Genomic DNA, 19993 nt, shown 5'->3' with positions numbered 1-19993 from the left:
GATAGGGTTCTTACGTGGGTCAGCTTTAAATGGAAATTGCAGCTCTAACTGGGTCAGTTTTCAGCGGAAGACAACATCCAGGAGACACCTCACCATGCGGATATTGCTCGCCGAAGACGATGCCGATCTTGGCAACTGGCTCACCAAGGCCCTGGCGCAGAACGGTTTCCTGATCGACTGGGTGAACGACGGTCGCCTGGTCCGCCGCAGCCTCAAGGCCACGCGCTACGACGCGCTGATCCTGGACCTGGGCCTGCCCGGGGTGGAGGGCCACGACGTGTTGGCCGATCTGCGCGAGGCGGACCAGCGCCTGCCCGTGCTGATCCTCACCGCGCGCGATTCCTTGATGGAGCGCGTGAGCTGCCTGCACGGCGGGGCCGACGATTTCCTGGCCAAGCCTTTTGAACTCGCGGAGCTGGAAGCCCGGTTGACGGCGCTGATCCGGCGTTCGCACGGGGTGGACCACGCGCGCTTCGCGTGCGGCCCCTTGAGCTACGACAGCGCGAGCCGGCAGTTCCGCCTGCAGCAGGAGGTGTTGACCTTCACGCCGCGCGAGCACGCGGTGATGCGCGCGCTGATCCAGCACAGCGGCGAGCCGCTGTCCAAGCGCGAGCTGGTGGAGCGCGTGTTTTCCGATGAGAGCGACGTGCACCCCGAGGCGATCGAGGTGCTGGTGCACCGCCTGCGCAAGCGGTTGGAGGCTTCGCCGGTGCGCATCACCACGCTGCGCGGCATGGGCTACCTGCTGGAATGCGCGCCATGAAGCCGCCCCGGCGCTGGCTGCGGTCGAGCATCCGGCGGGCGCTGCTGGTGGTGCTGATTCCGGGCATGTTGCTGGTGTTCTCGGCCGAGCTGTGGCTGGCCTGGCGCACGGCCAGCGACGCGGCGGACGCGGCTTACGACCGCTCGTTGCTGGGCGCGGTGAAGTCGATCGACTCGAGCATTTCCACCGCGAGCGGTGGCCTGGGTGTGGAGCTGCCGTACCGCATGCTGGAGTTCTTCGAGCTGACCGCCAACGGCAAGGTGTATTACCGCGTGGCCTCGGAAGACGGCCTGGTGGAGATCGGCAGCCCGGGGCTGCCCGCGCCGCCCCAGCCTTTGAAAACCGGTGTGCCCCAGTTCTACGACGGTGAGTATTTCGGCGAGGCGGTGCGCGTGGGCAGCTACGCGCGCGAGCTGTCGCCGCCGCTCACGGGCGAGGCGGGCTCGCAGCGCGTGGTGATCCAGGTGGCCGAGACGCTGGAGGCGCGCAACGATTTTCAGGACGCGCTGGTGATGCAGTCGGTGGCGCGCGACTTTTTTCTGGTGGTGGTGGCGAGCGCCTTGTTCGGCCTCACCATCGCCTGGGCACTGCAGCCGCTGGCACGCCTGCGGCAGGACGTGGAGTCGCGCTCGCCGCAAGACCTCACGCCGATCGCGAGCGACGACGTGCCGGCCGAGCTGCTGCCGCTGGTGGGCGCGATCAACCACCACGTGGAGCGCAACCGCGCGCAGAGCGAGCAGCAGAGGCGTTTCGTGGACGACGCGTCGCACCAGCTGCGCACGCCGTTGACCACGCTGTCCACGCAGGTGGCCTATGCGCTGCGCGAAGACGACCCGGCCGCGCTGCGCACGGTGGTGGACGACATCCGCTCGCAGCTGGACGAGACCATCCGCCAGACCAACCAGATGCTGGCGATGGCCAAGGCCGACAGCGCGCCGCCCGCGCCCGAGGCGCTGGACGCGGTGGTGATGGCCGAAGACCTGATGCGCCGCTGGTGGCCCGTGGCGCGCCAGCAGGGGGTGGACCTGGGCCTGCACGCGCCCATGGCCACGCTGCCGTTCCGGGGCGAGCCCGCGCTGTTGAACGAGGCTTTGTCGAACCTGCTGCACAACGCGATTCGCCACGGGGGCGAGGGCGGCCACGTCACGCTGTTCCTGGGCGGCGAAGGTGGACAGGTGTGTTTCAGCGTGGTGGACGACGGGCCGGGCATGCCGCCGGAGGAGTTGCAGCGCGTCGGGGAGCGCTTCTTTCGCGGCAGCGGTGGCCGGCAGTTGCCGGGCTCGGGCCTGGGCCTGTCCATCGCGCGTTCGGTGGCGCTGCGCCATGGGGGCGCGATGCAGGTGCGGCCCGGTCCCGATGGGCGCGGGCTGGCCGTCGTGCTGGCACTGCCCGCCGAGTTCGCGGGTTAACCCTCGGGGTTTCGCTCCCGCGCTGAAAGCGTCCTGAAAGTGCGTTTTTTTTACAGTGGCCTGCCACGCCGAGCCTGCGCGGGCATTCAGCAAGCAGCCACAACGAGGAGACAGCTTCATGAAATTCTTACCCCGCCTTCTGGCGATCGCCCTGGTGACGGGCGCCCTGTCGGCGCACGCGGCCGGCGCCCTGGAGAAAACCGAGTGCATCGCGCCCGCCAAGCCGGGTGGCGGCTTTGACCTGACCTGCAAGCTGGTGCAGAGCGCCCTGGTGGAGGGCAAGTTCATCGCCGACCCGATGCGCGTGACCTACATGCCGGGCGGTATCGGCGCCGTGGCCTACAACACGGTGATTGCCCAGCGCCCCGACAGCGCGAACACCATCATCGCCTTCTCGGGCGGCTCGCTGCTGAACCTGGCCCAGGGCAAGTTCGGCCGCTATACCGAGAACGACGTGCGCTGGCTCTCCGCCATCGGCACCGACTACGGCGCGGTGGTGGTGGCCGAGGGTTCGCCTTTCAAATCCCTGAAGGACGTGATGGCCGCGATGAAGGCCGACCCCACCAAGGTGGTGTTGGGCGCGGGCGGCACGGTGGGCAGCCAGGATTGGATGAAGGCCGCGCTGACCGCGCGCGCCGGTGGGGTCAACCCCAAGTCCATGCGCTACGTCGCGTTTGAAGGTGGCGGCGAGGCACTCACGGCCTTGCAGGGTGGCCACATCCATGTGTTCACCGGCGATGCCGCCGAGGCCCAGCAGCAGATCAAGGCGGGTGCCAAGGTGCGCATCCTCGCGGTGATGCACAACAAGCGGCTGAGCGGTGACATGGCGCACATCCCCACCGCGAGCGAGCAGGGCTTCGAGGTGGAGTGGCCCATCATCCGCGGCTTCTACCTGGGGCCGAAGGTCAGTGACGCGGACTACAAGGTCTGGGCCGACACCTTCACCAAGATGATGGCCACGCCGGCCTACAACGCCCTGCGCACGGAGCGCGGCCTGTTCCCGCTCGCGATGACGGGCGCCGAGCTGGACGCGTATGTGAAGAAGCAGGTGGCGGGTTACCGCAAGCTGGCCGACGAGTTCGGGCTCGCCACCACGCCCGCCAAGTAAGGCCATGAGCGATCGAGCACTTGGCGCGGCGTGTGCCCTCGCGTCCGTGGCCATGACCGCGGCGGCGCACGACTACACCGCCGCCTTTTCCTACGAGCCTTTGGGCCCGCGCGCCTTCCCCTTGCTGCTGGCCGTGGGGCTGGGTCTGTCGGGGCTGTGGCTGATGTTCCGCCCCACACAAGGCGCTGATGCTTTCAAGGGCGTGCCCTGGGTGCCCACGCTGTGGTGCGCGGGCGCGATCCTGGCGTATGCCGCGCTGTTCCAGGCCCTGGGTTTCGCGCTGGCCACGGCGCTGATGACGGTGCCGGTGGGCATGGCGTTTGGCGGCAGCTGGCGCAAGGCGCTGGCGGGCGGTGCGGCGCTGGGGCTGGTGCTGTACCTGTTGTTCGACAAGGTGCTCGACGTGGTGCTGCCCGTCGGCCCGCTGGCCGCGTGGCTGGGAGGTCTGTGAGATGGATGTGCTCAAACACCTGATGGAAGGTTTCGGCGTGGCCTTCAGCCCCGTCAACCTGGTCATCGCCGCGCTGGGTTCGTTCATCGGCACCATCGTCGGGCTGTTGCCCGGCCTGGGGCCCATCAACGGCGTGGCCATCCTCATGCCGCTGGCCTTCGCGATGAAGCTGCCGCCCGAGACCTCGCTGATCCTGCTGGCGGCGGTCTACATCGGCTGCGAGTACGGCGGGCGCATTTCCTCCATCCTGCTCAACGTGCCGGGCGACGCGGGCGCCATCATGACGGCGCTCGACGGTTACCCGATGGCGCGCCAGGGTTTGGGTGGCGTGGCGCTGTCGATCTCGGCCTGGAGCTCGTTCGTGGGCTCCTTGCTGGCCACGGTGGGCATCGTGCTGCTGGCGCCGCTGCTGGCGCAGTGGGCGCTGTCGTTCGGCCCGGCGGAGTATTTCGCGCTCATGTGTTTCGCGTTCGCCTGCATCGCGGGGCTGATGGGCGATGCGCCGGTGAAGGCCGGCGTGGCCGCGATGATCGGCTTGGCCATGTCCTGCGTGGGGCTGGACTCGAACTCCGGCGTGTACCGCTTCACGGGTGGCGACATCCACCTCTCCGACGGCATCCAGTTCGTCGTGGTCGTGATCGGGGTGTTCTCCATCAGCGAGATCCTGCTCATGCTGCAGGAGCACCACAGCAGCACGGGTGTCATCACCCAGACCGGCCGCATGCTGTTCAACCTGCGCGAGATGGCGGCCACCTGGTGGGGCACGGTCCGCTCCAGCGTGCTGGGCTTCGTGGTGGGTGTGTTGCCCGGTGCGGGCGCCACCATCGCCAGCGCCATGGCCTACTCGATGGAGAAACGGCTGACCGACAAGGAGGGCACGTTCGGCCAGGGCGACATCCGTGGCGTGGCCGCGCCCGAGGCGGCCAACAACTCCGCCGCCACCGGCTCCTTCGTGCCCATGCTCACGCTGGGCATCCCCGGCTCGGGCACCACGGCCGTGATGATGGGCGCGCTCTCGCTCTACAACATCACGCCGGGCCCGGCGCTGTTCACGCAGCAGCCCACGCTGGTGTGGGGGCTGATCGCCTCGCTGTTCCTGGCCAATGTGATGTTGCTGGTGATGAACATCCCCATGGTGGGATTCTTCACCCGCATCCTCAGCGTGCCCAACTGGTTCCTGGTGCCGTCCATCCTGGCCGTGAGCAGCGTGGGGGTGTACGCGGTGCACGCCACCACCTTCGACCTGATGCTCATGGTGGGGCTCGGCTTCGCGGCCTACCTGTTGCGCAAGCAGGGCGTGCCGATGGCGCCCTTGATCCTGGGCTTCGTGCTGGGCGACCTGATGGAGCAGAACCTGCGCCGCGCGCTGTCCATCAGCAACGGCGATGCGGGCATCCTGGTCGGCAGCCCGATTTCCATCGGGCTCTGGCTGAGTGGCGGCCTGATGCTGTTGCTGCCGGTGCTGATGCGGTGGCGGTCGCGGCGCAGGCCGCCGATCGGCGCCATCGCGCCGGTCGGGAAGTAACCGCGCCTTCAGCGCTGCGCCATGCGCGTCGGGGCGAACATGCTGCGCCCCAACCAGCGCCAGAGCCGCTGGCCGTTGCGGCCCGCGCCTTGCACCGTGAGGCTCCCGGACTGGATGGCCTGTTCGGGGTCGCTGTCACCGGTCCAGATTTCGGTGAGTGCGCGCACCGTCGAGTCGACCAGCACGCTCACGTCGTGACCCGGGTCGTCGCGGCAGAGGTCGGCCTCGTGGTGCTCCACCACGAGCCACCATTGCCGCTCGGCCGCCGGCGCATCGCTGAACCGGAAGTGGACGACGGTGCGTTCTCCGTCGGGAAACGCTTCCAGGCGCGCGAAGCGGCGAATGTCCCACATCAGAAAGCCTGCATCGAGTTGCTCGTGCCGCAGCCGGCTGCCGATCCAGCGCGCGCCCCAATGGCCGATGCCGACGACGATCGGTCGCAGTTCTTCGCCTGCGGGCGTCAGGTGGTATTCCCAGTTTTTCTCGACGCGCCGCCGCTCGAGGACGCCGATCTCTTCCAGCTTGCGCAGCCGCTGCGTCAGCAGCGTGGCCGACATGCGCGGCACGCCGCGGTGAATGTCGTTGAAGCGGTGGCTGCCGCAGAGCAGCTCGCGCACCACGAGGGGTGTCCACAGCTCGCCCAATACCTCGGCGCCTCGGGCGACGGTACAGAACTGCATGTAGTCGATCATGCGGGCCAGTCTATCGGTGTGCCGCCGGCTTGCCTACTCCAGATTCTGGACTTGAGGCTGCCTGGCATCGGGCTTAACTTGAAGACCGACCGTGCAACTCGCACCGGTCTTTTCAAGGAGCACTGCCATGACCGAGACCCTCATTGCCTCCCCCGCCGCCCCGGCTGTTTTCGATGCCGAGAAGTTCCGCCAGTCCACGCGCGCGCAGTGGGAGAACGCCGCCGAAGCCTGGGACCGATGGGCGCCCTTGCTGGCCCGCTGGCTGGGCCCGGCGACCGAGGTCATGCTGGACATGGCGGCCGTCGGCCCCGGTTCGCGCGTGCTCGACGTGGCGGCGGGCGCGGGCGAACAGACCCTGGTCGCCGCGCGCCGCGTGGGCGCGAATGGCCACGTGCTGGCGACCGACATCTCCCCGGCGATCCTGCGCCACGCGAAATCGGCGGCCGAGCAGGCCGGCCTGTCGAACGTGGACACCCTGGAACTCGATGGTGAGCGCCACGACGTTTTGCCTCGCGCCTCTTTTGACGCGGCGGTCTCGCGCGTCGGTCTGATCTACTTCCCCGACCAGCAACGCGCCCTTGCCGGCATCCGCCATGCCTTGAAGCCGGGCGGGCGGTTCGCCGCGGTGGTGTATTCCACCGCCGAGCGCAACCCTTTCTTCGCCGTGCCGGTCGGCATCATCCGGCGCCGCGCGCAGCTGCCGCCGCCCCTGCCCGGGCAACCGGGGCCGTTCTCCCTGGGCGCTGAGGGCGTGCTGGCGAAGACGCTGGAGCAGGCGGGTTTTCGGGACGTGGAGGTGCGCAGGGTCGATTCCCCCGTGCACCTTCCCACGGCCGCCGAGTGCGTGCGGTTCGAGCGCGAGTCCTTCGGGGCCCTGCACCAGATGCTGGCGGGCCTGAGCGAGGACGAACGCGCCGACACGTGGACGGAGATCGAGCAGGCCCTGGCCCGCTTCGAAACCGAGGCGGGTGGTTTCGTGGGCCCTTGCGAGATGCTGGTGGGGGCGGGCACGCGCTGATCCGGGGGGCACCAAACGGCCCATTCGCTTCGGGCCGGTGTGCGACAGAACGGCAATGAGCGCGGCGGAAGATGGTGGCAAACCCACAACCCCACGAGGTCATGCCATGTCTTCCGTCCCGTTCTCCCCCGTTCGCCGCCGCCTGCTGCAGGGCTCCGGCGCCATCGCCGCCACGCGCTTCACCGGCCTGATGGGCGCGCTCTACGCGAGCAACGCGCGCGCCGCCACCGGCAAGCAGGCGGTCTCCGCCGTGTCGCCCTATGGGCCGGTCTCGCCGGTGAACGACATGACCACCGGCCTGCCGCTGCTGCAGTTGCCGGCCGGCTTCAGCTACCGCAGCCACGGCTGGACGGGCGACGCCATGAGCGACGGTTTCCCCACCCCGGGCAACCACGACGGCATGGCCGTGGTGACTTCGCGCCGCGTGGGTCGCAGCAGCGAACTGGTGCTGGTGCGCAACCACGAACGCGGCCTGGTGGCCACGCCGGGCGAGGCCATCCAGGCGCCCCATGCCTACGCCACGACCGAGGTCAACGGCATCATCACCGTGTTCTACGGCGGCCAGCCGATCCGCATCGGCGCGGGCGGCATCGTGACCAACCCCGCCGCACCCGCGCCCGCGCCTTTCGTGGGCTACCCCGCGGGCGGCACCAGCAACCTGCTGTTCCGCGACGGCCAATGGGCCGGCTCGGTGGGCTCGCTCAGCGGCACCCTGGGCAACTGCGCGGGCGGCCCCACGCCCTGGGGCACCTGGCTCACCTGCGAAGAAACCATTTACGACTTCTCGGGCATCGGCGGCAAGAAGCACGGCTACGTGTTCGAGGTGGCCGACGACGCGGCCGAGTCGATCGCCCAGCCCATCGTGGGCATGGGCCGCTTCATCCACGAGGCGGTCGCGGTGGACCCGGCCACGGGCCACGTCTACGAGACCGAAGACAACCGCAATGTGGCAGCCTTCTTCCGCTACGTGCCGGACGACACCTCGGGTCAGCTCGGCAGCCTGCACCACGGCGGGCGCCTGCAGGCCGCGCGCATCAAGACCCTGGTGCGTCAGGCGCGGCCTTCGACGCTGGCCCAGGCCAACGACCAGGGCTTGCTGAACCCCGACATCGGCGACGAGTACGAGCTGGAGTGGGTCGACATCGCCGACCCGGACGCCGACCCGGTGGTCGTGGTCGGCCAGCCCGGTGGCGTGAGCATCGGCTTCGCGGCCGGCCCGACCTACCAGGCCTTGAGCCAGGGCTGCGCGCGCATGAGCCGGGGCGAAGGCATCTGGTACTCGGGCGGCAAGCTGTTCATCGTGGACACCGCCGCCGGTGTCGACGGCAACGGCCGCGTGGGCCAGGGCGAGGGCGCGGTGTGGGAGCTGACGATCTCGACCATGCGCCTGCGCGCGGTTTTCGTCAGCGGCCACCAGACCGCCGGCAACAACCCCGACAACGTGACGGTGAGCCCGCGCGGCGGCGTGGTGCTGTGCGAAGACGGCGGTGGCTCCACCGACGCCTTCGGCACCGGCTCGCGCCTGCTGGGCCTGAATCCGGCGGGCGAGGCCTACATCCTGTGCAAGAACAACCTCAGCCTGGACGCCGGCCAGATCGCCACCGCCGGCAAGACGGTGGGCGCGGCGGACTACCGGGGCTACGAGTTCTGCGGCGCCTGCTTCGACCCGACCGGCCGCATCCTGTTCGCCAACCTGCAGACGCCCGGCATCACGGTGGCCATCGTGGGCCCGTGGACCAAGGGCAACCTCTGATGCCTGCGCGGACGGCGTGCGCGCCGTCCTACAAAGAGGCATCGCGGCGGCTGACATGCCAGACGATCCAGGCTCCCTACGATGGGGTATCTCTACAAGGAGCACACCTCATGAACACCATCATTTACATCGTGGGCCTGGTCGTCGTCATTGGCGTCATTCTGAGTTTCTTCGGCCTGCGCTGAAGCGGTGGCGTTGCCTGACAGCGCCCCTCCTTCAGTCGACGTCGGTGGCGGTGTTGGTGTGCGACAGTGCATACAGACCGCGCACCGCGCCGATTTTTGCGCCCGCGCCGGTAAGCACCGCATCGGACAGCTCCGTGCCGGCCAGGGCCTGCAGTGACGCGAGGTCGTAGCCGCAGACGATGAAGATCCAGTCGGCTGCGAGGTCCGGTCCCCCGCGAATTTTCTGCTCTGTCGTGGTCTCGATTTTGGGGGCCTGGTGGACGAGCAGGTGTCCGGCCGAGACGCCGGGGCGCGACCTGAACGCGTTGGCCTGTGTGCGCAGATGATCACGCAGCCGCTCGGCGGCACCTTCGCTCGGTGAAAGGCGCACCGTGAGCGCGTGGCGCGACAGCGCGCCGCCAAAGCTCTCGAGTACATGGCACTGGCTGCGCACCATGTGGCGGTGATGCGGCATCATCTTCGCGGACCAGGTGGTGGGCGCATTGAGTCGACCCAGGTAGCCAGGTGACGCCAGGGTCTCATAAGCCTCGAGTTCGTACAGCACGAAGAAGCCTTCGCCGCCATCGGCAGCGGACCAGCGCGAGCCGCGGTGGAATCCCGGTATCGCCATGCGTTCCGGGAAGTGCTCGTGCGTGTGCCAGTCCTCGAATTCGGCCCTGAAGGCGGGCGCAATGTCCCACCACATGGCCACGGCTCCTTGACCCAGCAGCGCCATGGTGTTTCCTGGCTTCGCCGTGCCCGCTGTCAGGCGGTGGCGCGCGCTTCGCGCACCAGCTCGACGAGCGCGCGCAGGCCCGCGGTGTACGAGCGCCAGCCCAGGCCCTGGATCGTTGCCTTCACCGCGGGCGAGATGATCGAGTGATGTCGCCACTGCTCGCGCGCGCCGATGTTCGACATGTGGATCTCGAGCACTGGAAATGGCATGGCCTTGATCGCGTCGTGCAGCGATACGCCGTGCTGGGTGAGTGCCGCGGGGTTGAGCAGCGCGCCGGCCGCCACATCGATGTTGTCGTGAAAGCGGTCCACCAGCACCCCTTCGTGGTTGGACTGGTGAATCTCAAGCTCGACCTCCAGTTCCACCGCGAGCGCACGCAGGCGGTCGTTGATCTCCGCGAGCGTGGTGGTGCCGTAGATATGGGGTTCGCGCCGGCCGAACAGGTTCAGGTTCGGTCCGTGCAGGACAAGGATTTTCATGGGGTTCAGAGCTTGGAGACCCGCTCCAGTTCGGCTCTGAAGAGCGTGACGACCGCGGGGTCGTACGCGGCGGAGAACTTGTCGTAGACGGGACGGACGTCGGCCCGCATGCGGGCCAGTTCGGCGGCTGGAATGTCGTTGTAGATCATGCCTTTGGCCTTGAGCTCGCCCAGCGCTTTGCCTGACACCTCTCGGCTGACGACACGTTGCCAGTTCTGGGCTTCGGTGGCGGCTTCCTGAAGAATCTTCTGCTCCACCGGCGAGAGGCGGTCCCAGAAACGTTTGCTGATCTGGATGGGGTTGGTCGCGTAGACGTGGTTGGTGCCGCTCACGTACTTCTGCACTTCGTAGAACTTGCTCGACTCGATGACCGCGAAGGGATTCTCCTGCCCGTCGACCGCTTTGCTGTCGAGCGCGCCATACAGTTCGGCAAACGGCATCGGCAGGGGGTTGGCCTTGAATGTCCTGAAGGTTTCCAGGAACACCGGGTTGGGGATCACGCGCAGCTTCAGGCCTTCCAGATCAGCGCCCTTGGTGATGGGCCGCTTGCTGTTGGTGACGTTGCGGAACCCCAGATCGAAGAAGCCCAGCACCACCAGGCCCTTTTCCGGCAGTTTGGCGCTGAGCATCTTGCCCAGCGGGCCGTCCACCAGCGCATCGGCCTGCCGCTCATTGGCGAACAGGAAGGGGAAGTCCAGCAGGCCAAATTCCTTGACGATGCCATTGAGCGAGGTGGTCGATGCCACCAGCATCTCCTGCACGCCGCCTTGCAGGGCTGCTTGCTGCTGCAGCTCGTTGCCGAGCTGGGACGACGCGAACTCCTGCACCTTGATCTTTCCGCCGGTCTTGGCGGCGACGATCTCGGCGAACTTGCGCACGCCCAGGCTGGTGGGATGGCCCGCATTGTTCAGATGGCCAAACTTGATGGTGCGTTCCTGGATGTCCTGCGCAGCCGCCCCGCTGGCCAGGCCCAACGAAAGAGCGGCGGCCAGCGCGGCCAGCGATACCTTGATTTTCACGTGTGCTCTCCTTGAAAGGGCGTCAGAATCGAATTTGACAGTGTCGATGGGAATGTTATTCCATTTGGAATCGTATTCCATTTTTGGCATGTGTTGCAATAGTGGAATCCATGGCCATCAACCTCGACCGATCCCTCGCCGCCCTTGAATACCTCGCGGCGCGCCCCGAAGGCCAGCCTCTGGCCTCGATTGCGGACGACCTGAACATCCCGCGCAGCGCATGCCACCGCATGCTCAGCGACCTTGTGCGTTGCGGCTGGGTGCGCCAGATGCGCGAGCACGGCGACTACGCGCTCACCACCAAGCTCGCCGCACTGGGTCTCAACTACCTGAGCGGGTCCGGCATCGTCGACATCGCGCAGCCGCTGATCGACCGCATGGCCGAGATCTCGGGCGAGCTTGTGCGCCTGGCCATCGTTGACGGCGAACGCCTGACCTTCGTTGCCAAGGCGCAGGGCGCCAAGGCGGGCCTGCGCTACGACCCGGACACGGGCACCGATGTGCGCCTGTCGTGCAGCTCGGCAGGCCATGCATGGCTGGCCACCCTGCCCGAGAACCAGGCGCTGGAGATCGTGGCGCGCCAGGGCTTTGGCAGCCGTGAACAGTTCGGGCCCAAGGCGCCCAACACTGTGAAGGCGCTCGCGAAAATCCTTGAGGACACGCGCCGTCGCGGCTACAGCACGATCAATGAAATGTTCGCGCCCGGCATGAGTGCCATGGCGGCTGCGATCCAGCGCCCGGGCGAAGCCGCCATCGGCGTGATCACGATCGCAGGCCCGCTGATCCGCTTGACGGAATCGCGCATGCAGGAACTCGGGCCGGCGCTGATGGCGATCTCTGCCGAGCTGGCGTTGGCCAGCACCTCTTCGCCCATCTTCGAGCGCTACCGCGTCCGCGAGACCGAGGCCAGTTGAGTCCCGTCGGGTGTGCCCGGCCTGCCGCGCCTGCTACCGTGTGGGCATTCGCCACCCTTCCGGAAAGCCCACCATGCGCCATTTCCTCGCTCCCTGCCTGCTGCTGCTCGCCGCCACCACCACCGCCGCCCATGCCGAAGAGATCGGCTCGGTGGATACGGTGTTCAAGTTCATCGGGCCCGACCACAAGATCGTGGTCGAGGCCTACGACGACCCCGGCGTGACGGGTGTCACCTGCTACATCTCGCGCGCCAAGACCGGTGGTCTCAAGGGCGCCTTCGGCCTGGCCGAGGACAAGTCCGAGGCGTCCATCGCCTGCCGGCAGGTGGGCCCGATCGCCATCGCCAAGCCCATCAAGGAACAGGAAGAGATCTTCAGCGAGCGCACCAGCCTGATCTTCAAGCGGCTGCGCATCGTGCGCATGGTGGACGCCAAGCGGCATTCGCTGGTCTACCTCACGTACTCCGACCGCGTGATCGAAGGCTCGCCGCAGAACTCGGTGGCGGTGGTGGCGGTGGACCGCGCCACGCCGATGCCGGTGAAGTGAAGGGCGTTATCCTGTTCGGCCCTTGACCGATCGCCTTTCATGACATCCGATACCCAAGAACCCATTCACGAAGCCCGCGTCTGGAGCGACGAACACTGGACCGCCCGCGTCATCAAGAACGACGACGATGACGGCTGGGCCGTCGCCATGTACCTGGACAACGGGGCCGAACCGGCGCTGGTCGGCCCCTGGACCATGGGCCGCGACAAGAAGAACCCCAAGCCGCTGGACACCGCGGCCTTCAACACCCTGGTGAAGACCGCGAAAGAGGTGATCCGCCGCTCCGAGCAGCAGCGGCACGCGGAGCTGAACAAGAACGTGACCGTGGCGGTGGACGGGCAGCGCATCCGCGTCGCCCTGGCCATCGTGCCCGACGAGGAGGGCGCCACCGCCACGCTGCGCGCGCTCGACGAGTTCGACGCCGAGCTGGCCTGCGTGCCCGTGCCGCCCACCTTCAAGCTGAACGTGGACAGCGCGCAGGCCTGGATCGCCGCCGGTTTCGAGAGGCCCGCGCGATGATCGACGGCCTGGTCGCCGGGCGCCTGATGGGCGAGGCCTCCCGCCGCGTGGACAAGGCCGGGCGCGGCTACATCGTGGCCCGCGTGCTGGCCCGCAACCGGGCGGACGAGGAATTCATCGTCAACGTGATCGCTTTCGACGAGGCGGTGGGCCAGGCGCTGGTGGCGCTGCGCGACGGCGAGTCGCTCAGCCTCTCGGGCGGGCTCACGCCCAAGGTCTGGACGGACAAGCAGGGCATTGTTCGCCCCAGCCTGGACATGGTGGCCACCCACGTGCTGTCGGCGCACCAGCCCGGCGCCGGGGCTTGACCCCGCTTGCCCCAAGGGCGCGCGCCTCTGCGAAAATCGCCCGGATGAACGCGACCAACACCACCGAACTCATGAACACCCTGGGGCTGCAGGCCAAGGCGGCCTCGGCGCTCATGGCCAAGGCCAGCGCGGCCACCAAGCTGGCGGCCCTGCGCGGCCTGGCCGCGCTGCTGCGCGCCAACGTGGACGCGCTGCAGGTGGACAACGCGAAAGACCTGGAGCGCGCCCGCGCCAATGGCCTGAGCGAACCCATGGTGGACCGGCTCAAGCTCACGCCCAAGGTCATCGAGACCTGCGCCCAGGGCTGCGAGCAGCTCGCGGCCATGCCCGACATCATTGGCGACATCAGCGGCATGAAGCAGATGCCCAGCGGCATCCGCGTGGGCCAGATGCGCGTGCCCATCGGCGTGTTCGGCATGGTCTACGAGAGCCGGCCCAACGTGACGATCGAGGCCGCCTCGCTGTCGATCAAGAGCGGCAACGCGGCCATCCTGCGCGGCGGCTCCGAGGCCATCGAATCCAACCGCGCCCTGGCCGCGCTGGTGCAGCGCGCGCTGACGGACGCCGGCCTGCCGGCCGACGCGGTGCAACTGGTGCCGACGACGGACCGCGCCGCCGTGGGCCAGCTCATCACCATGCCGCAGTACGTGGACGTGATCATCCCGCGCGGTGGCAAGGGGCTGATCGAGCGCATCAGCGCCGAGGCCAAGGTGCCGGTCATCAAGCACCTGGACGGCAACTGCCACACCTACGTGGACGAGCCCTGCGACATCGCGCTGGCGGTGAAGGTGACCGACAACGCCAAGACGCAGAAGTACAGCCCCTGCAACGCCACCGAAAGCCTGCTGGTGGCGCGCGGCGTGGCGGCCGATTTCCTGCCGAAGATCGGCGCCATCTTCGCCGCCAAGGGCGTGGAGATGCGGGCCTGCGCCGAGAGCCGGGCGATCCTGGCGGCGGTGCCGGGCGCGAACCTGAAGGAGGCGACCGAGGCCGACTGGTCGGAGGAGTACCTCGCCCCGGTCATCAGCATCAAGCTGGTGGCGGGCGTGGACGAGGCCATCGCCCACATCAACCGCTACAGCAGCCACCACACCGACGCCATCATCACCACCGACCACGTGCACGCCCAGCGTTTCCTGCGCGAAGTGGATTCGGCCAGCGTCATGGTGAATGCGAGCACCCGCTTCGCCGACGGTTTCGAGTTCGGCCTGGGCGCCGAAATCGGCATTTCCACCGACAAGTTCCATGCCCGTGGCCCGGTGGGCGTGGAGGGCCTGACCTCGCTCAAGTACGTGGTGCTGGGCGAGGGCGAAGTGCGGGGCTGACGCCCTGAAAGACCGGCCGTGAAACGCCCGGTGCGCCTGCTGGCATTCCTGGCCCTGGCGCATGCGGGTGGGGCCGTGGCGGGTGAAGCGGCGCAGAACTGGTTCAACGACCCGTTCTTCCAGATCTCGGCCGCCGTGTCCGACTGCCCCCGGCCGGCGGGGCCGTTCATCACCGAGCGCGAGCGACTGGCCCAGACGCACCGGCGCGCCGAGAAGGGCACGACCTGCTGGCTCGCGAAAGCCTGCGATCGCCCCAACGCCTTCGCCTACGACCAGGACATCGCCACCGCCTTTCGGCAGGCCCTGAAACGGCGCCCCGCGTTCACCGCCGACAGCACGCTCTGGGTGACGGTGCAGGGGCGTGTGGTGTACATCGAGGGCTGTGCCCGGCGCCAGGCCGTGGCGGCGCAGGCCGAGGCCTTTGCGCGGGCGTTGCCGCACGTGCAACAGGCCAGCGCGATCATCCGCCACGACCCCTCGGCGCGCCCGCCCTACCGGACCGCCGCCGACCGCCCCTGAGGGCGTTCACCAGGAGTGAAGAGACCATGTGCCGCAACATCAAGACTCTGTTCAATTTCGAGCCGCCCGCGACCGAGCTGGAGATCCGCGACGCCTCGCTCCAGTTCGTGCGCAAGCTCAGCGGCTTCAACGTGCCGTCGCAGGCCAACGAAGCGGCGTTCGACCGCGCGGTGGAGCAGGTGGCCGCGACAGCGCGCGAACTCATGGCCTCGCTGCGCACCACCGCCGCGCCGCGCAACCGCGAGGTGGAGGCGGCCAGGTCGAAGGCGCGCTCGCTGGCGCGTTTTGGACCAGGCTGATTTGATAATTAATTAGAACTTTTCGTCTAAAATACTCAACTTGTTTAACAAAAATTGAGTAAAAAGATGAAGATTTTCTTCGCGGCCACGCTTGCGGCCCTGACAACGGCATGTGCTTCCTTGCCCATGCCTCTGGCCGAGGGGGCCCCCAAAGTTGATCCCTCGAAACCGCTGTATCTGATGTCGGTGCGCGTGAACAATGAACACAAGCCGAGGTGGAAGCCAGATGTGCTTGGTGTTCTTCTGGATGCGCGTGGAGGCCTGGCAAAACCTGAGCAGGTGGCCTTTCGGATGGACGGCAAGGGCCGTGTCGTCTCACCTGCAGAAGACGGAAGCGTGACCTACCTATTGCGTTTCACGGTCGATAGTGCGGCGTACACCCTTCGCGGCCTTAACGCCATGAGCGCTGCGTTTCCCGTACTGGGCACTTATTTCGTGCCTTTGCACTCCGAACTGCCCTTGGCAACCGCCGGCGCTCACTACCTTGGGGCGGTCAATGCGGTGATTCGCGAACGACGGGACAACGAATTCCGTGCAGGCCCTGTTATCCCATTGATTGATCAGGCGATTGCGGGGGCTTCGACCGGGACTTTCGATATTGAAATCACGGACGCCTACGAGAGAGATGTGGCTCTTTTCAAAAAGACCTTTACCGCTTTGGACGGAGTGGAAATCCAGAAGGCTGTATTGCCGCCTTGGAGCCGGAATGATGCCCAGACCTATTGGGAAAAAAACTGAGCCTCAGCGCCGCCCCGGCCAGTCCGTCCCGCCTTCCCCTTCGAACACCGCGCGCAGCAGGTTGCCGGCCTGGGAGGCCAGGGTCAGCAGGCCCCAGATGAGCAGCCAGGGGCTGGCGCGGGTCGGGCGCATGCCGCTGTCCCACCAGTAGGCGAAGCCGCCGGCCAGGGCGAACAGGGCGCCCAGCAGCAGGAACACCCCCATCAGCAGCACCCGCAGACCGGTGCTTTCGGGTGGCCGCCACACGCTGAACCAGGCGGCCAGGGCGGTCATCAGGGCGAAAATCGTCATCGGAACCCTCCCTCGGGCCGTTATGGGGCCGCTTCCAGGCGCTGGAACCGGCTTGAAATTGGCGTCATGCGCCCCCATTACACTGGTTGCCTCCCCAGCCGCCAATACCCCTCCCCCTATGGTCCCGCACCTCGTCACCGCCCTGACCGGCCCCATCAACGAGCTCGAGCAGCGCATCCTCGAGTCCACCCCGGTGATCGAGCGCTGGTTCCGCCTCGAGTGGATGGAGCACACGCCGCCGTTCTACACCTCGGTGGACGTGCGCAACGCGGGGTTCAAGCTGGCGCCGGTGGACACGAACCTGTATCCCGGCGGCTGGAACCACCTCACGCCCGAGATGCTGCCGCTGGCGGTGCAGGCCGCGATGGCGGCGATCGAGAAGATCTGCCCCGAGGCCAAGAACCTGCTGCTGGTGCCCGAGAGCACCACCGACACCTTCTACCTGAGCAACCTGGCGCAGCTGCAGCGCATTTTCTACATGGCCGGGCTCAATGTGCGCCTGGGCTCGCTCTCCAACGACATCAAGGCCCCCACCACCATCGAGCTGCCCGGCGGCGACAAGGTGGTGCTGGAGCCGCTGCTGCGCAGCAAGCGCCGCCTGGGCCTGAAGAACTTCGACCCCTGCACCATCCTGCTCAACAACGACCTGAGCGCGGGCGTGCCGGGCATCCTGGAAGACCTGCACGAGCAGTACCTGCTGCCACCGCTGCACGGCGGCTGGGGCACGCGGCGCAAGAGCCACCACTTCAAGGCCTATGAAGAGGTGTCCAAGCGCTTCGGCAAGCTGCTGGGCATGGACCACTGGCTGATCAACCCGATGTTCAACCAGTGCGGGCAGGTGGATTTCAACGAAGACGCCGGGCTGGAATGCCTGCGCAGCAACACCGACGCGCTGCTGGGCAAGATCCGCCGCAAGTACAAGGAATACGGCATCAACGAAAAGCCGTTCGTGGTGGTCAAGGCCGACAACGGCACGGGCGGCATGGGCATCCTGACCGTGCGCGACGCCAAGGACATCGACAACCTTTCGGCCAAGACCAAGGCCCGCATGGCCGTGGGCCAGGCCGGCCAGGAGGTGCACGAGGTCATCATCCAGGAAGGCGTGCTGACCAACGAGCGCATCAACAGCGCGGTGGCCGAGCCCGTGGTCTACATGATGGACCGCTACGTGGTCGGCGGCTTCTACCGCGTGCACGCCGACCGCGGCGTGGACGAGAACCTCAACGCGCCCGGCTCCAGCTACGTGCCGCTGGCTTTCGAGCAGAGCGCGCAGCTGCCGCAGCCCGGCCAGAAGCCCGGCGCGAGCGTGCCCAACCGCTTCTACATGTACGGCGTGATCGGCCGCCTGGCCATGCTGGCGGCGAGCTACGAGCTGGAAGCCACCGACCCGGACGCCGAAGTCTACGAGTGAGTTGCTGCGGCGCAACATTCGGCGCGGGCGCCGCCGTTTAGAGCGCTGAGCCGGCAGACAAGGCCCCGCCGGCGGGCGCACAATCGCGTTCCCTCGACAACCGAACCCCGTGCCAACAGGCCGGGGTTGTTTTGTGTCCGCTTCCAAATCGTCACTGGCTGCGCTCACCCTCGGCGCCATCGGCGTGGTGTACGGCGACATCGGCACCAGCGTGCTGTACGCCGTCAAGGAGGTCTTCGGCTCCGGCCACGTGCCTTTCACCCACGCCAACGTCTACGGCATCCTGTCCATCCTGTTCTGGACGCTGACGGTCATCGTCTCCCTCAAGTACGTGGTGCTGGTGCTGCGCGCCGACAACAACGGCGAAGGCGGCCTGATCGCGATGCTCGCGCTGGCCTCCATGGCGGTGAAGGAGCGGCCCGCGCTGCGCCAGACGCTGCTGGCCATCGGCATCTTCGGCACCGCGCTGTTCTATGGCGACGGCGTCATCACGCCGGCGATCTCGGTGCTCTCGGCCGTCGAGGGCCTGGAGGTGATCTCGCCGCACTTCAAGCACTACGTGGTGCCCATCACCCTGCTGGTGCTGTTCGCGCTGTTCGCGGTGCAGAAGCGCGGCACCAGCGGCATCGGCCGCTTCTTCGGCCCGATCACCCTGGCCTGGTTCCTCACCATCGCGGCGCTGGGCGTGTCGCAGATCGTGGGGCACCCCGAGATCCTGGGCGCGCTCAGCCCGCTGCACGCGCTGCGCTTCATGTGGGCGCAGCCCGGCACCAGCTTCATCATCCTGGGCGCGGTGGTGCTGTGCGTCACCGGTGCCGAGGCGCTCTACGCCGACCTCGGCCACTTCGGCAAACGCCCGATCCGCCTGGCCTGGTTCTCGGTCGTCATGCCCTGCCTCACGCTGAACTACTTCGGCCAGGGCGCATTGCTGCTGGCCGACCCGGCGGCCGTGAAGAACCCGTTCTTCAACATGGCGCCCGAGTGGCTGCTGCTGCCGCTGGTGATCATGGCCACCATGGCCACGGTGATCGCCTCGCAGGCCCTGATCACCGGCGCCTTCAGCGTGACCAAGCAGGCGATCCAGCTCGGTTACCTGCCGCGCCTGAAGATCCAGCACACCAGCGTGAAGCACACCGGCCAGATCTACATGCCGTTCGTGAACTGGAGCCTGTTCACCGCCATCGTGCTGGCGGTGGTGATGTTCAAGTCGTCCAGCAACCTCGCGGCGGCCTATGGCATCGCGGTCACGCTGGACATGCTCATCACCACGGTGCTCACCTTCTACGTGGTGCGCTACAGCTGGAAGTACCCGCTGTGGCTGTGCGTGCTGGCCACCGGCTTCTTCTTCCTGGTGGACCTCGCCTTCTTCAGCTCCAACCTGCTCAAGCTGTTCGCCGGCGGCTGGTTCCCGCTGCTCATCGGCGGCGCGGTGTTCACGCTCATGATGACCTGGAAGCGCGGCCGCTCGCTCATGACCGAGGCGCAGCACGCCGAATCGATCGAGCTGAACAGCTTCCTCGATGCGCTGTTCATCGCACCGCCCGTGCGGGTGGAGGGCACGGCGGTGTTCCTCACGGCCGACATCGGCACCGTGCCCAACGCCATGTTGCACAACCTCAAGCACAACAAGGTGCTGCACGAGCAGAACCTGTTCGTCACCGTGCGCAGCCAGGAAGTGCCCTGGATCGGGCTGAACAAGCGGCTGGAGATCGAGCCGCTGGGGCACGACTGCTGGCAGGTGGTGGTGAACTACGGCTTCAAGAACGACCTGGACCTGCCCGAGGCGCTGTCGGCCATGCGCGGGCGCGGCTGCGACATGGGCCCGATGACCACCAGCTACTTCCTCTCTCGCGATGTGGTGGTGCCCACCATCGGCAGCGGCATGGCGCCCTGGCGCGAGAAGCTGTTCGCCCAGATGCACCACAACGCGAGCGCGGCGGCCGAGTTCCTGAACCTGCCGAGCAACGCGGTGATCGAGCTGGGCTCGAAAGTGGAGATCTAGGGG

Annotated in this window: 22 protein-coding genes; 17 read left to right on the top strand and 5 right to left on the bottom strand. The window is 67.4% G+C overall.

The features are described 5' to 3' along the window. Positions 1-94 precede the first annotated feature (94 nt). From AC1Q9M_RS21615 to AC1Q9M_RS21595, 5 genes are all read left to right on the top strand, one after another. Positions 95-763 (top strand): response regulator, encoded by a 669-nt coding sequence (locus AC1Q9M_RS21615; RefSeq protein WP_382153229.1) that lies wholly within the window; start codon positions 95-97, stop codon positions 761-763. Further along, entirely contained in the window at positions 760-2172 is a 1413-nt protein-coding gene (locus AC1Q9M_RS21610; RefSeq protein ID WP_492435695.1) for a sensor histidine kinase, read from the top strand. The genes AC1Q9M_RS21615 and AC1Q9M_RS21610 overlap by 4 nt, the downstream gene beginning before the upstream one ends. A 118-nt stretch (positions 2173-2290) precedes the next feature. Then, the gene (locus AC1Q9M_RS21605) at positions 2291-3280 is read left to right on the top strand and encodes a Bug family tripartite tricarboxylate transporter substrate binding protein (RefSeq protein WP_492435693.1); all 990 of its coding nucleotides are present in this window, start codon (positions 2291-2293) and stop codon (positions 3278-3280) included. 4 nt (positions 3281-3284) lie between these two features. Further along, positions 3285-3731, top strand: coding sequence for a tripartite tricarboxylate transporter TctB family protein (locus AC1Q9M_RS21600; RefSeq protein WP_492435691.1), 447 nt, complete (start codon positions 3285-3287; stop codon positions 3729-3731). Position 3732: 1 nt separating this feature from the next. Further along, positions 3733-5256, top strand: a complete 1524-nt coding sequence (locus AC1Q9M_RS21595; protein ID WP_492435689.1) for a tripartite tricarboxylate transporter permease — start codon at positions 3733-3735, stop codon at positions 5254-5256. A gap of 8 nt (positions 5257-5264) precedes the next feature. Here the strand turns inward: AC1Q9M_RS21595 and AC1Q9M_RS21590 are convergent, their stop codons facing one another. Further along, the gene (locus AC1Q9M_RS21590) at positions 5265-5948 is read right to left on the bottom strand and encodes a winged helix-turn-helix transcriptional regulator (protein ID WP_444687661.1); all 684 of its coding nucleotides are present in this window, start codon (positions 5946-5948) and stop codon (positions 5265-5267) included. A 127-nt stretch (positions 5949-6075) separates the two neighbouring features. Here AC1Q9M_RS21590 and AC1Q9M_RS21585 point away from each other — a divergent pair, with 127 nt between their 5' ends. Together AC1Q9M_RS21585 and AC1Q9M_RS21580 are read left to right on the top strand one after the other, a co-directional pair. Continuing rightward, positions 6076-6966 carry a class I SAM-dependent methyltransferase gene (locus AC1Q9M_RS21585; RefSeq protein ID WP_444687660.1) on the top strand — a complete coding sequence of 297 codons (891 nt, stop codon included), beginning with the start codon at positions 6076-6078 and terminating at the stop codon, positions 6964-6966. A gap of 106 nt (positions 6967-7072) precedes the next feature. Continuing rightward, complete coding sequence (locus AC1Q9M_RS21580; protein WP_382153249.1) at positions 7073-8719, top strand: alkaline phosphatase PhoX; 1647 nt, start codon at positions 7073-7075, stop codon at positions 8717-8719. Positions 8720-8935: 216 nt separating this feature from the next. On the opposite strand, the gene AC1Q9M_RS21575 is transcribed toward AC1Q9M_RS21580, so the two are convergent. Genes AC1Q9M_RS21575 through AC1Q9M_RS21565 form a run of 3 tightly spaced genes read right to left on the bottom strand, consistent with a single transcriptional unit; the run spans position 8936 to position 11111 of the window. Next, positions 8936-9619 (bottom strand): hypothetical protein, encoded by a 684-nt coding sequence (locus AC1Q9M_RS21575; RefSeq protein WP_382322227.1) that lies wholly within the window; start codon positions 9617-9619, stop codon positions 8936-8938. A 29-nt stretch (positions 9620-9648) separates the two neighbouring features. Continuing rightward, complete coding sequence (locus tag AC1Q9M_RS21570) at positions 9649-10098, bottom strand: type II 3-dehydroquinate dehydratase (RefSeq protein WP_382153253.1); 450 nt, start codon at positions 10096-10098, stop codon at positions 9649-9651. 5 nt (positions 10099-10103) lie between these two features. Continuing rightward, complete coding sequence (locus AC1Q9M_RS21565; protein ID WP_382325765.1) at positions 10104-11111, bottom strand: TRAP transporter substrate-binding protein; 1008 nt, start codon at positions 11109-11111, stop codon at positions 10104-10106. A gap of 116 nt (positions 11112-11227) precedes the next feature. Between AC1Q9M_RS21565 and AC1Q9M_RS21560 the strand changes: the two genes are divergently transcribed. The 8 genes from AC1Q9M_RS21560 to AC1Q9M_RS21525 all read left to right on the top strand — a co-directional run bounded on the left by AC1Q9M_RS21560 (position 11228) and on the right by AC1Q9M_RS21525 (position 16286). After that, positions 11228-12031: an IclR family transcriptional regulator gene (locus tag AC1Q9M_RS21560; protein WP_444687659.1), complete on the top strand. Its 804-nt coding sequence runs from the start codon at positions 11228-11230 to the stop codon at positions 12029-12031. 73 nt (positions 12032-12104) lie between these two features. Beyond that, positions 12105-12578, top strand: a complete 474-nt coding sequence (locus AC1Q9M_RS21555; RefSeq protein ID WP_492435685.1) for a CreA family protein — start codon at positions 12105-12107, stop codon at positions 12576-12578. A gap of 39 nt (positions 12579-12617) precedes the next feature. After that, positions 12618-13097 carry a hypothetical protein gene (locus AC1Q9M_RS21550; protein WP_382322225.1) on the top strand — a complete coding sequence of 160 codons (480 nt, stop codon included), beginning with the start codon at positions 12618-12620 and terminating at the stop codon, positions 13095-13097. Continuing rightward, entirely contained in the window at positions 13094-13405 is a 312-nt protein-coding gene (locus AC1Q9M_RS21545; protein ID WP_382153270.1) for a single-stranded DNA-binding protein, read from the top strand. The genes AC1Q9M_RS21550 and AC1Q9M_RS21545 overlap by 4 nt, the downstream gene beginning before the upstream one ends. Before the next feature lie 44 nt (positions 13406-13449). After that, positions 13450-14730: a glutamate-5-semialdehyde dehydrogenase gene (locus AC1Q9M_RS21540; RefSeq protein ID WP_382153272.1), complete on the top strand. Its 1281-nt coding sequence runs from the start codon at positions 13450-13452 to the stop codon at positions 14728-14730. Between the two features lie 18 nt (positions 14731-14748). After that, positions 14749-15249, top strand: coding sequence for a BON domain-containing protein (locus tag AC1Q9M_RS21535; RefSeq protein WP_492435682.1), 501 nt, complete (start codon positions 14749-14751; stop codon positions 15247-15249). Between the two features lie 26 nt (positions 15250-15275). After that, on the top strand, positions 15276-15548 hold the full coding sequence (locus tag AC1Q9M_RS21530) for a DUF2277 domain-containing protein (RefSeq protein WP_492435680.1): 273 nt from the start codon (positions 15276-15278) through the stop codon (positions 15546-15548). 66 nt (positions 15549-15614) lie between these two features. Then, positions 15615-16286: a hypothetical protein gene (locus AC1Q9M_RS21525; RefSeq protein ID WP_492435678.1), complete on the top strand. Its 672-nt coding sequence runs from the start codon at positions 15615-15617 to the stop codon at positions 16284-16286. 3 nt (positions 16287-16289) lie between these two features. Here the strand turns inward: AC1Q9M_RS21525 and AC1Q9M_RS21520 are convergent, their stop codons facing one another. Beyond that, a complete protein-coding gene (locus tag AC1Q9M_RS21520; protein ID WP_382322220.1) occupies positions 16290-16577 on the bottom strand; it encodes a hypothetical protein in 288 nt (95 codons plus the stop codon). A 118-nt stretch (positions 16578-16695) separates the two neighbouring features. Between AC1Q9M_RS21520 and gshA the strand changes: the two genes are divergently transcribed. Together gshA and AC1Q9M_RS21510 are read left to right on the top strand one after the other, a co-directional pair. After that, positions 16696-17988 (top strand): glutamate--cysteine ligase, encoded by a 1293-nt coding sequence (gshA, locus tag AC1Q9M_RS21515; RefSeq protein ID WP_382153285.1) that lies wholly within the window; start codon positions 16696-16698, stop codon positions 17986-17988. Positions 17989-18121: 133 nt separating this feature from the next. Then, complete coding sequence (locus AC1Q9M_RS21510) at positions 18122-19990, top strand: potassium transporter Kup (RefSeq protein ID WP_444687655.1); 1869 nt, start codon at positions 18122-18124, stop codon at positions 19988-19990. Positions 19991-19993: the final 3 nt, after the last annotated feature.

Source organism: Hydrogenophaga sp. GW823-FHT04C09, from assembly GCF_058796355.1.
Note: the sequence above shows the minus strand (reverse complement) of the source record. Positions and strands in the feature narration are given on the sequence as shown.

What these genes read in the sequence shown, in the direction of transcription:
- AC1Q9M_RS21545 (WP_382153270.1), top strand. Translation starts at nt 13,094, where the DNA reads ATGATCGACGGCCTGGTCGCCGGGCGCCTGATGGGCGAGGCCTCCCGC.
- AC1Q9M_RS21530 (WP_492435680.1), top strand. Translation starts at nt 15,276, where the DNA reads ATGTGCCGCAACATCAAGACTCTGTTCAATTTCGAGCCGCCCGCGACC.
- AC1Q9M_RS21595 (WP_492435689.1), top strand. Translation starts at nt 3,733, where the DNA reads ATGGATGTGCTCAAACACCTGATGGAAGGTTTCGGCGTGGCCTTCAGC.
- AC1Q9M_RS21580 (WP_382153249.1), top strand. Translation starts at nt 7,073, where the DNA reads ATGTCTTCCGTCCCGTTCTCCCCCGTTCGCCGCCGCCTGCTGCAGGGC.
- AC1Q9M_RS21600 (WP_492435691.1), top strand. Translation starts at nt 3,285, where the DNA reads ATGAGCGATCGAGCACTTGGCGCGGCGTGTGCCCTCGCGTCCGTGGCC.
- AC1Q9M_RS21575 (WP_382322227.1), bottom strand. Translation starts at nt 9,619, where the DNA reads ATGGCGCTGCTGGGTCAAGGAGCCGTGGCCATGTGGTGGGACATTGCG.
- gshA (WP_382153285.1), top strand. Translation starts at nt 16,696, where the DNA reads ATGGTCCCGCACCTCGTCACCGCCCTGACCGGCCCCATCAACGAGCTC.
- AC1Q9M_RS21555 (WP_492435685.1), top strand. Translation starts at nt 12,105, where the DNA reads ATGCGCCATTTCCTCGCTCCCTGCCTGCTGCTGCTCGCCGCCACCACC.
- AC1Q9M_RS21610 (WP_492435695.1), top strand. Translation starts at nt 760, where the DNA reads ATGAAGCCGCCCCGGCGCTGGCTGCGGTCGAGCATCCGGCGGGCGCTG.
- AC1Q9M_RS21540 (WP_382153272.1), top strand. Translation starts at nt 13,450, where the DNA reads ATGAACGCGACCAACACCACCGAACTCATGAACACCCTGGGGCTGCAG.
- AC1Q9M_RS21585 (WP_444687660.1), top strand. Translation starts at nt 6,076, where the DNA reads ATGACCGAGACCCTCATTGCCTCCCCCGCCGCCCCGGCTGTTTTCGAT.
- AC1Q9M_RS21560 (WP_444687659.1), top strand. Translation starts at nt 11,228, where the DNA reads ATGGCCATCAACCTCGACCGATCCCTCGCCGCCCTTGAATACCTCGCG.
- AC1Q9M_RS21520 (WP_382322220.1), bottom strand. Translation starts at nt 16,577, where the DNA reads ATGACGATTTTCGCCCTGATGACCGCCCTGGCCGCCTGGTTCAGCGTG.
- AC1Q9M_RS21570 (WP_382153253.1), bottom strand. Translation starts at nt 10,098, where the DNA reads ATGAAAATCCTTGTCCTGCACGGACCGAACCTGAACCTGTTCGGCCGG.
- AC1Q9M_RS21615 (WP_382153229.1), top strand. Translation starts at nt 95, where the DNA reads ATGCGGATATTGCTCGCCGAAGACGATGCCGATCTTGGCAACTGGCTC.
- AC1Q9M_RS21550 (WP_382322225.1), top strand. Translation starts at nt 12,618, where the DNA reads ATGACATCCGATACCCAAGAACCCATTCACGAAGCCCGCGTCTGGAGC.
- AC1Q9M_RS21590 (WP_444687661.1), bottom strand. Translation starts at nt 5,948, where the DNA reads ATGATCGACTACATGCAGTTCTGTACCGTCGCCCGAGGCGCCGAGGTA.
- AC1Q9M_RS21525 (WP_492435678.1), top strand. Translation starts at nt 15,615, where the DNA reads ATGAAGATTTTCTTCGCGGCCACGCTTGCGGCCCTGACAACGGCATGT.
- AC1Q9M_RS21605 (WP_492435693.1), top strand. Translation starts at nt 2,291, where the DNA reads ATGAAATTCTTACCCCGCCTTCTGGCGATCGCCCTGGTGACGGGCGCC.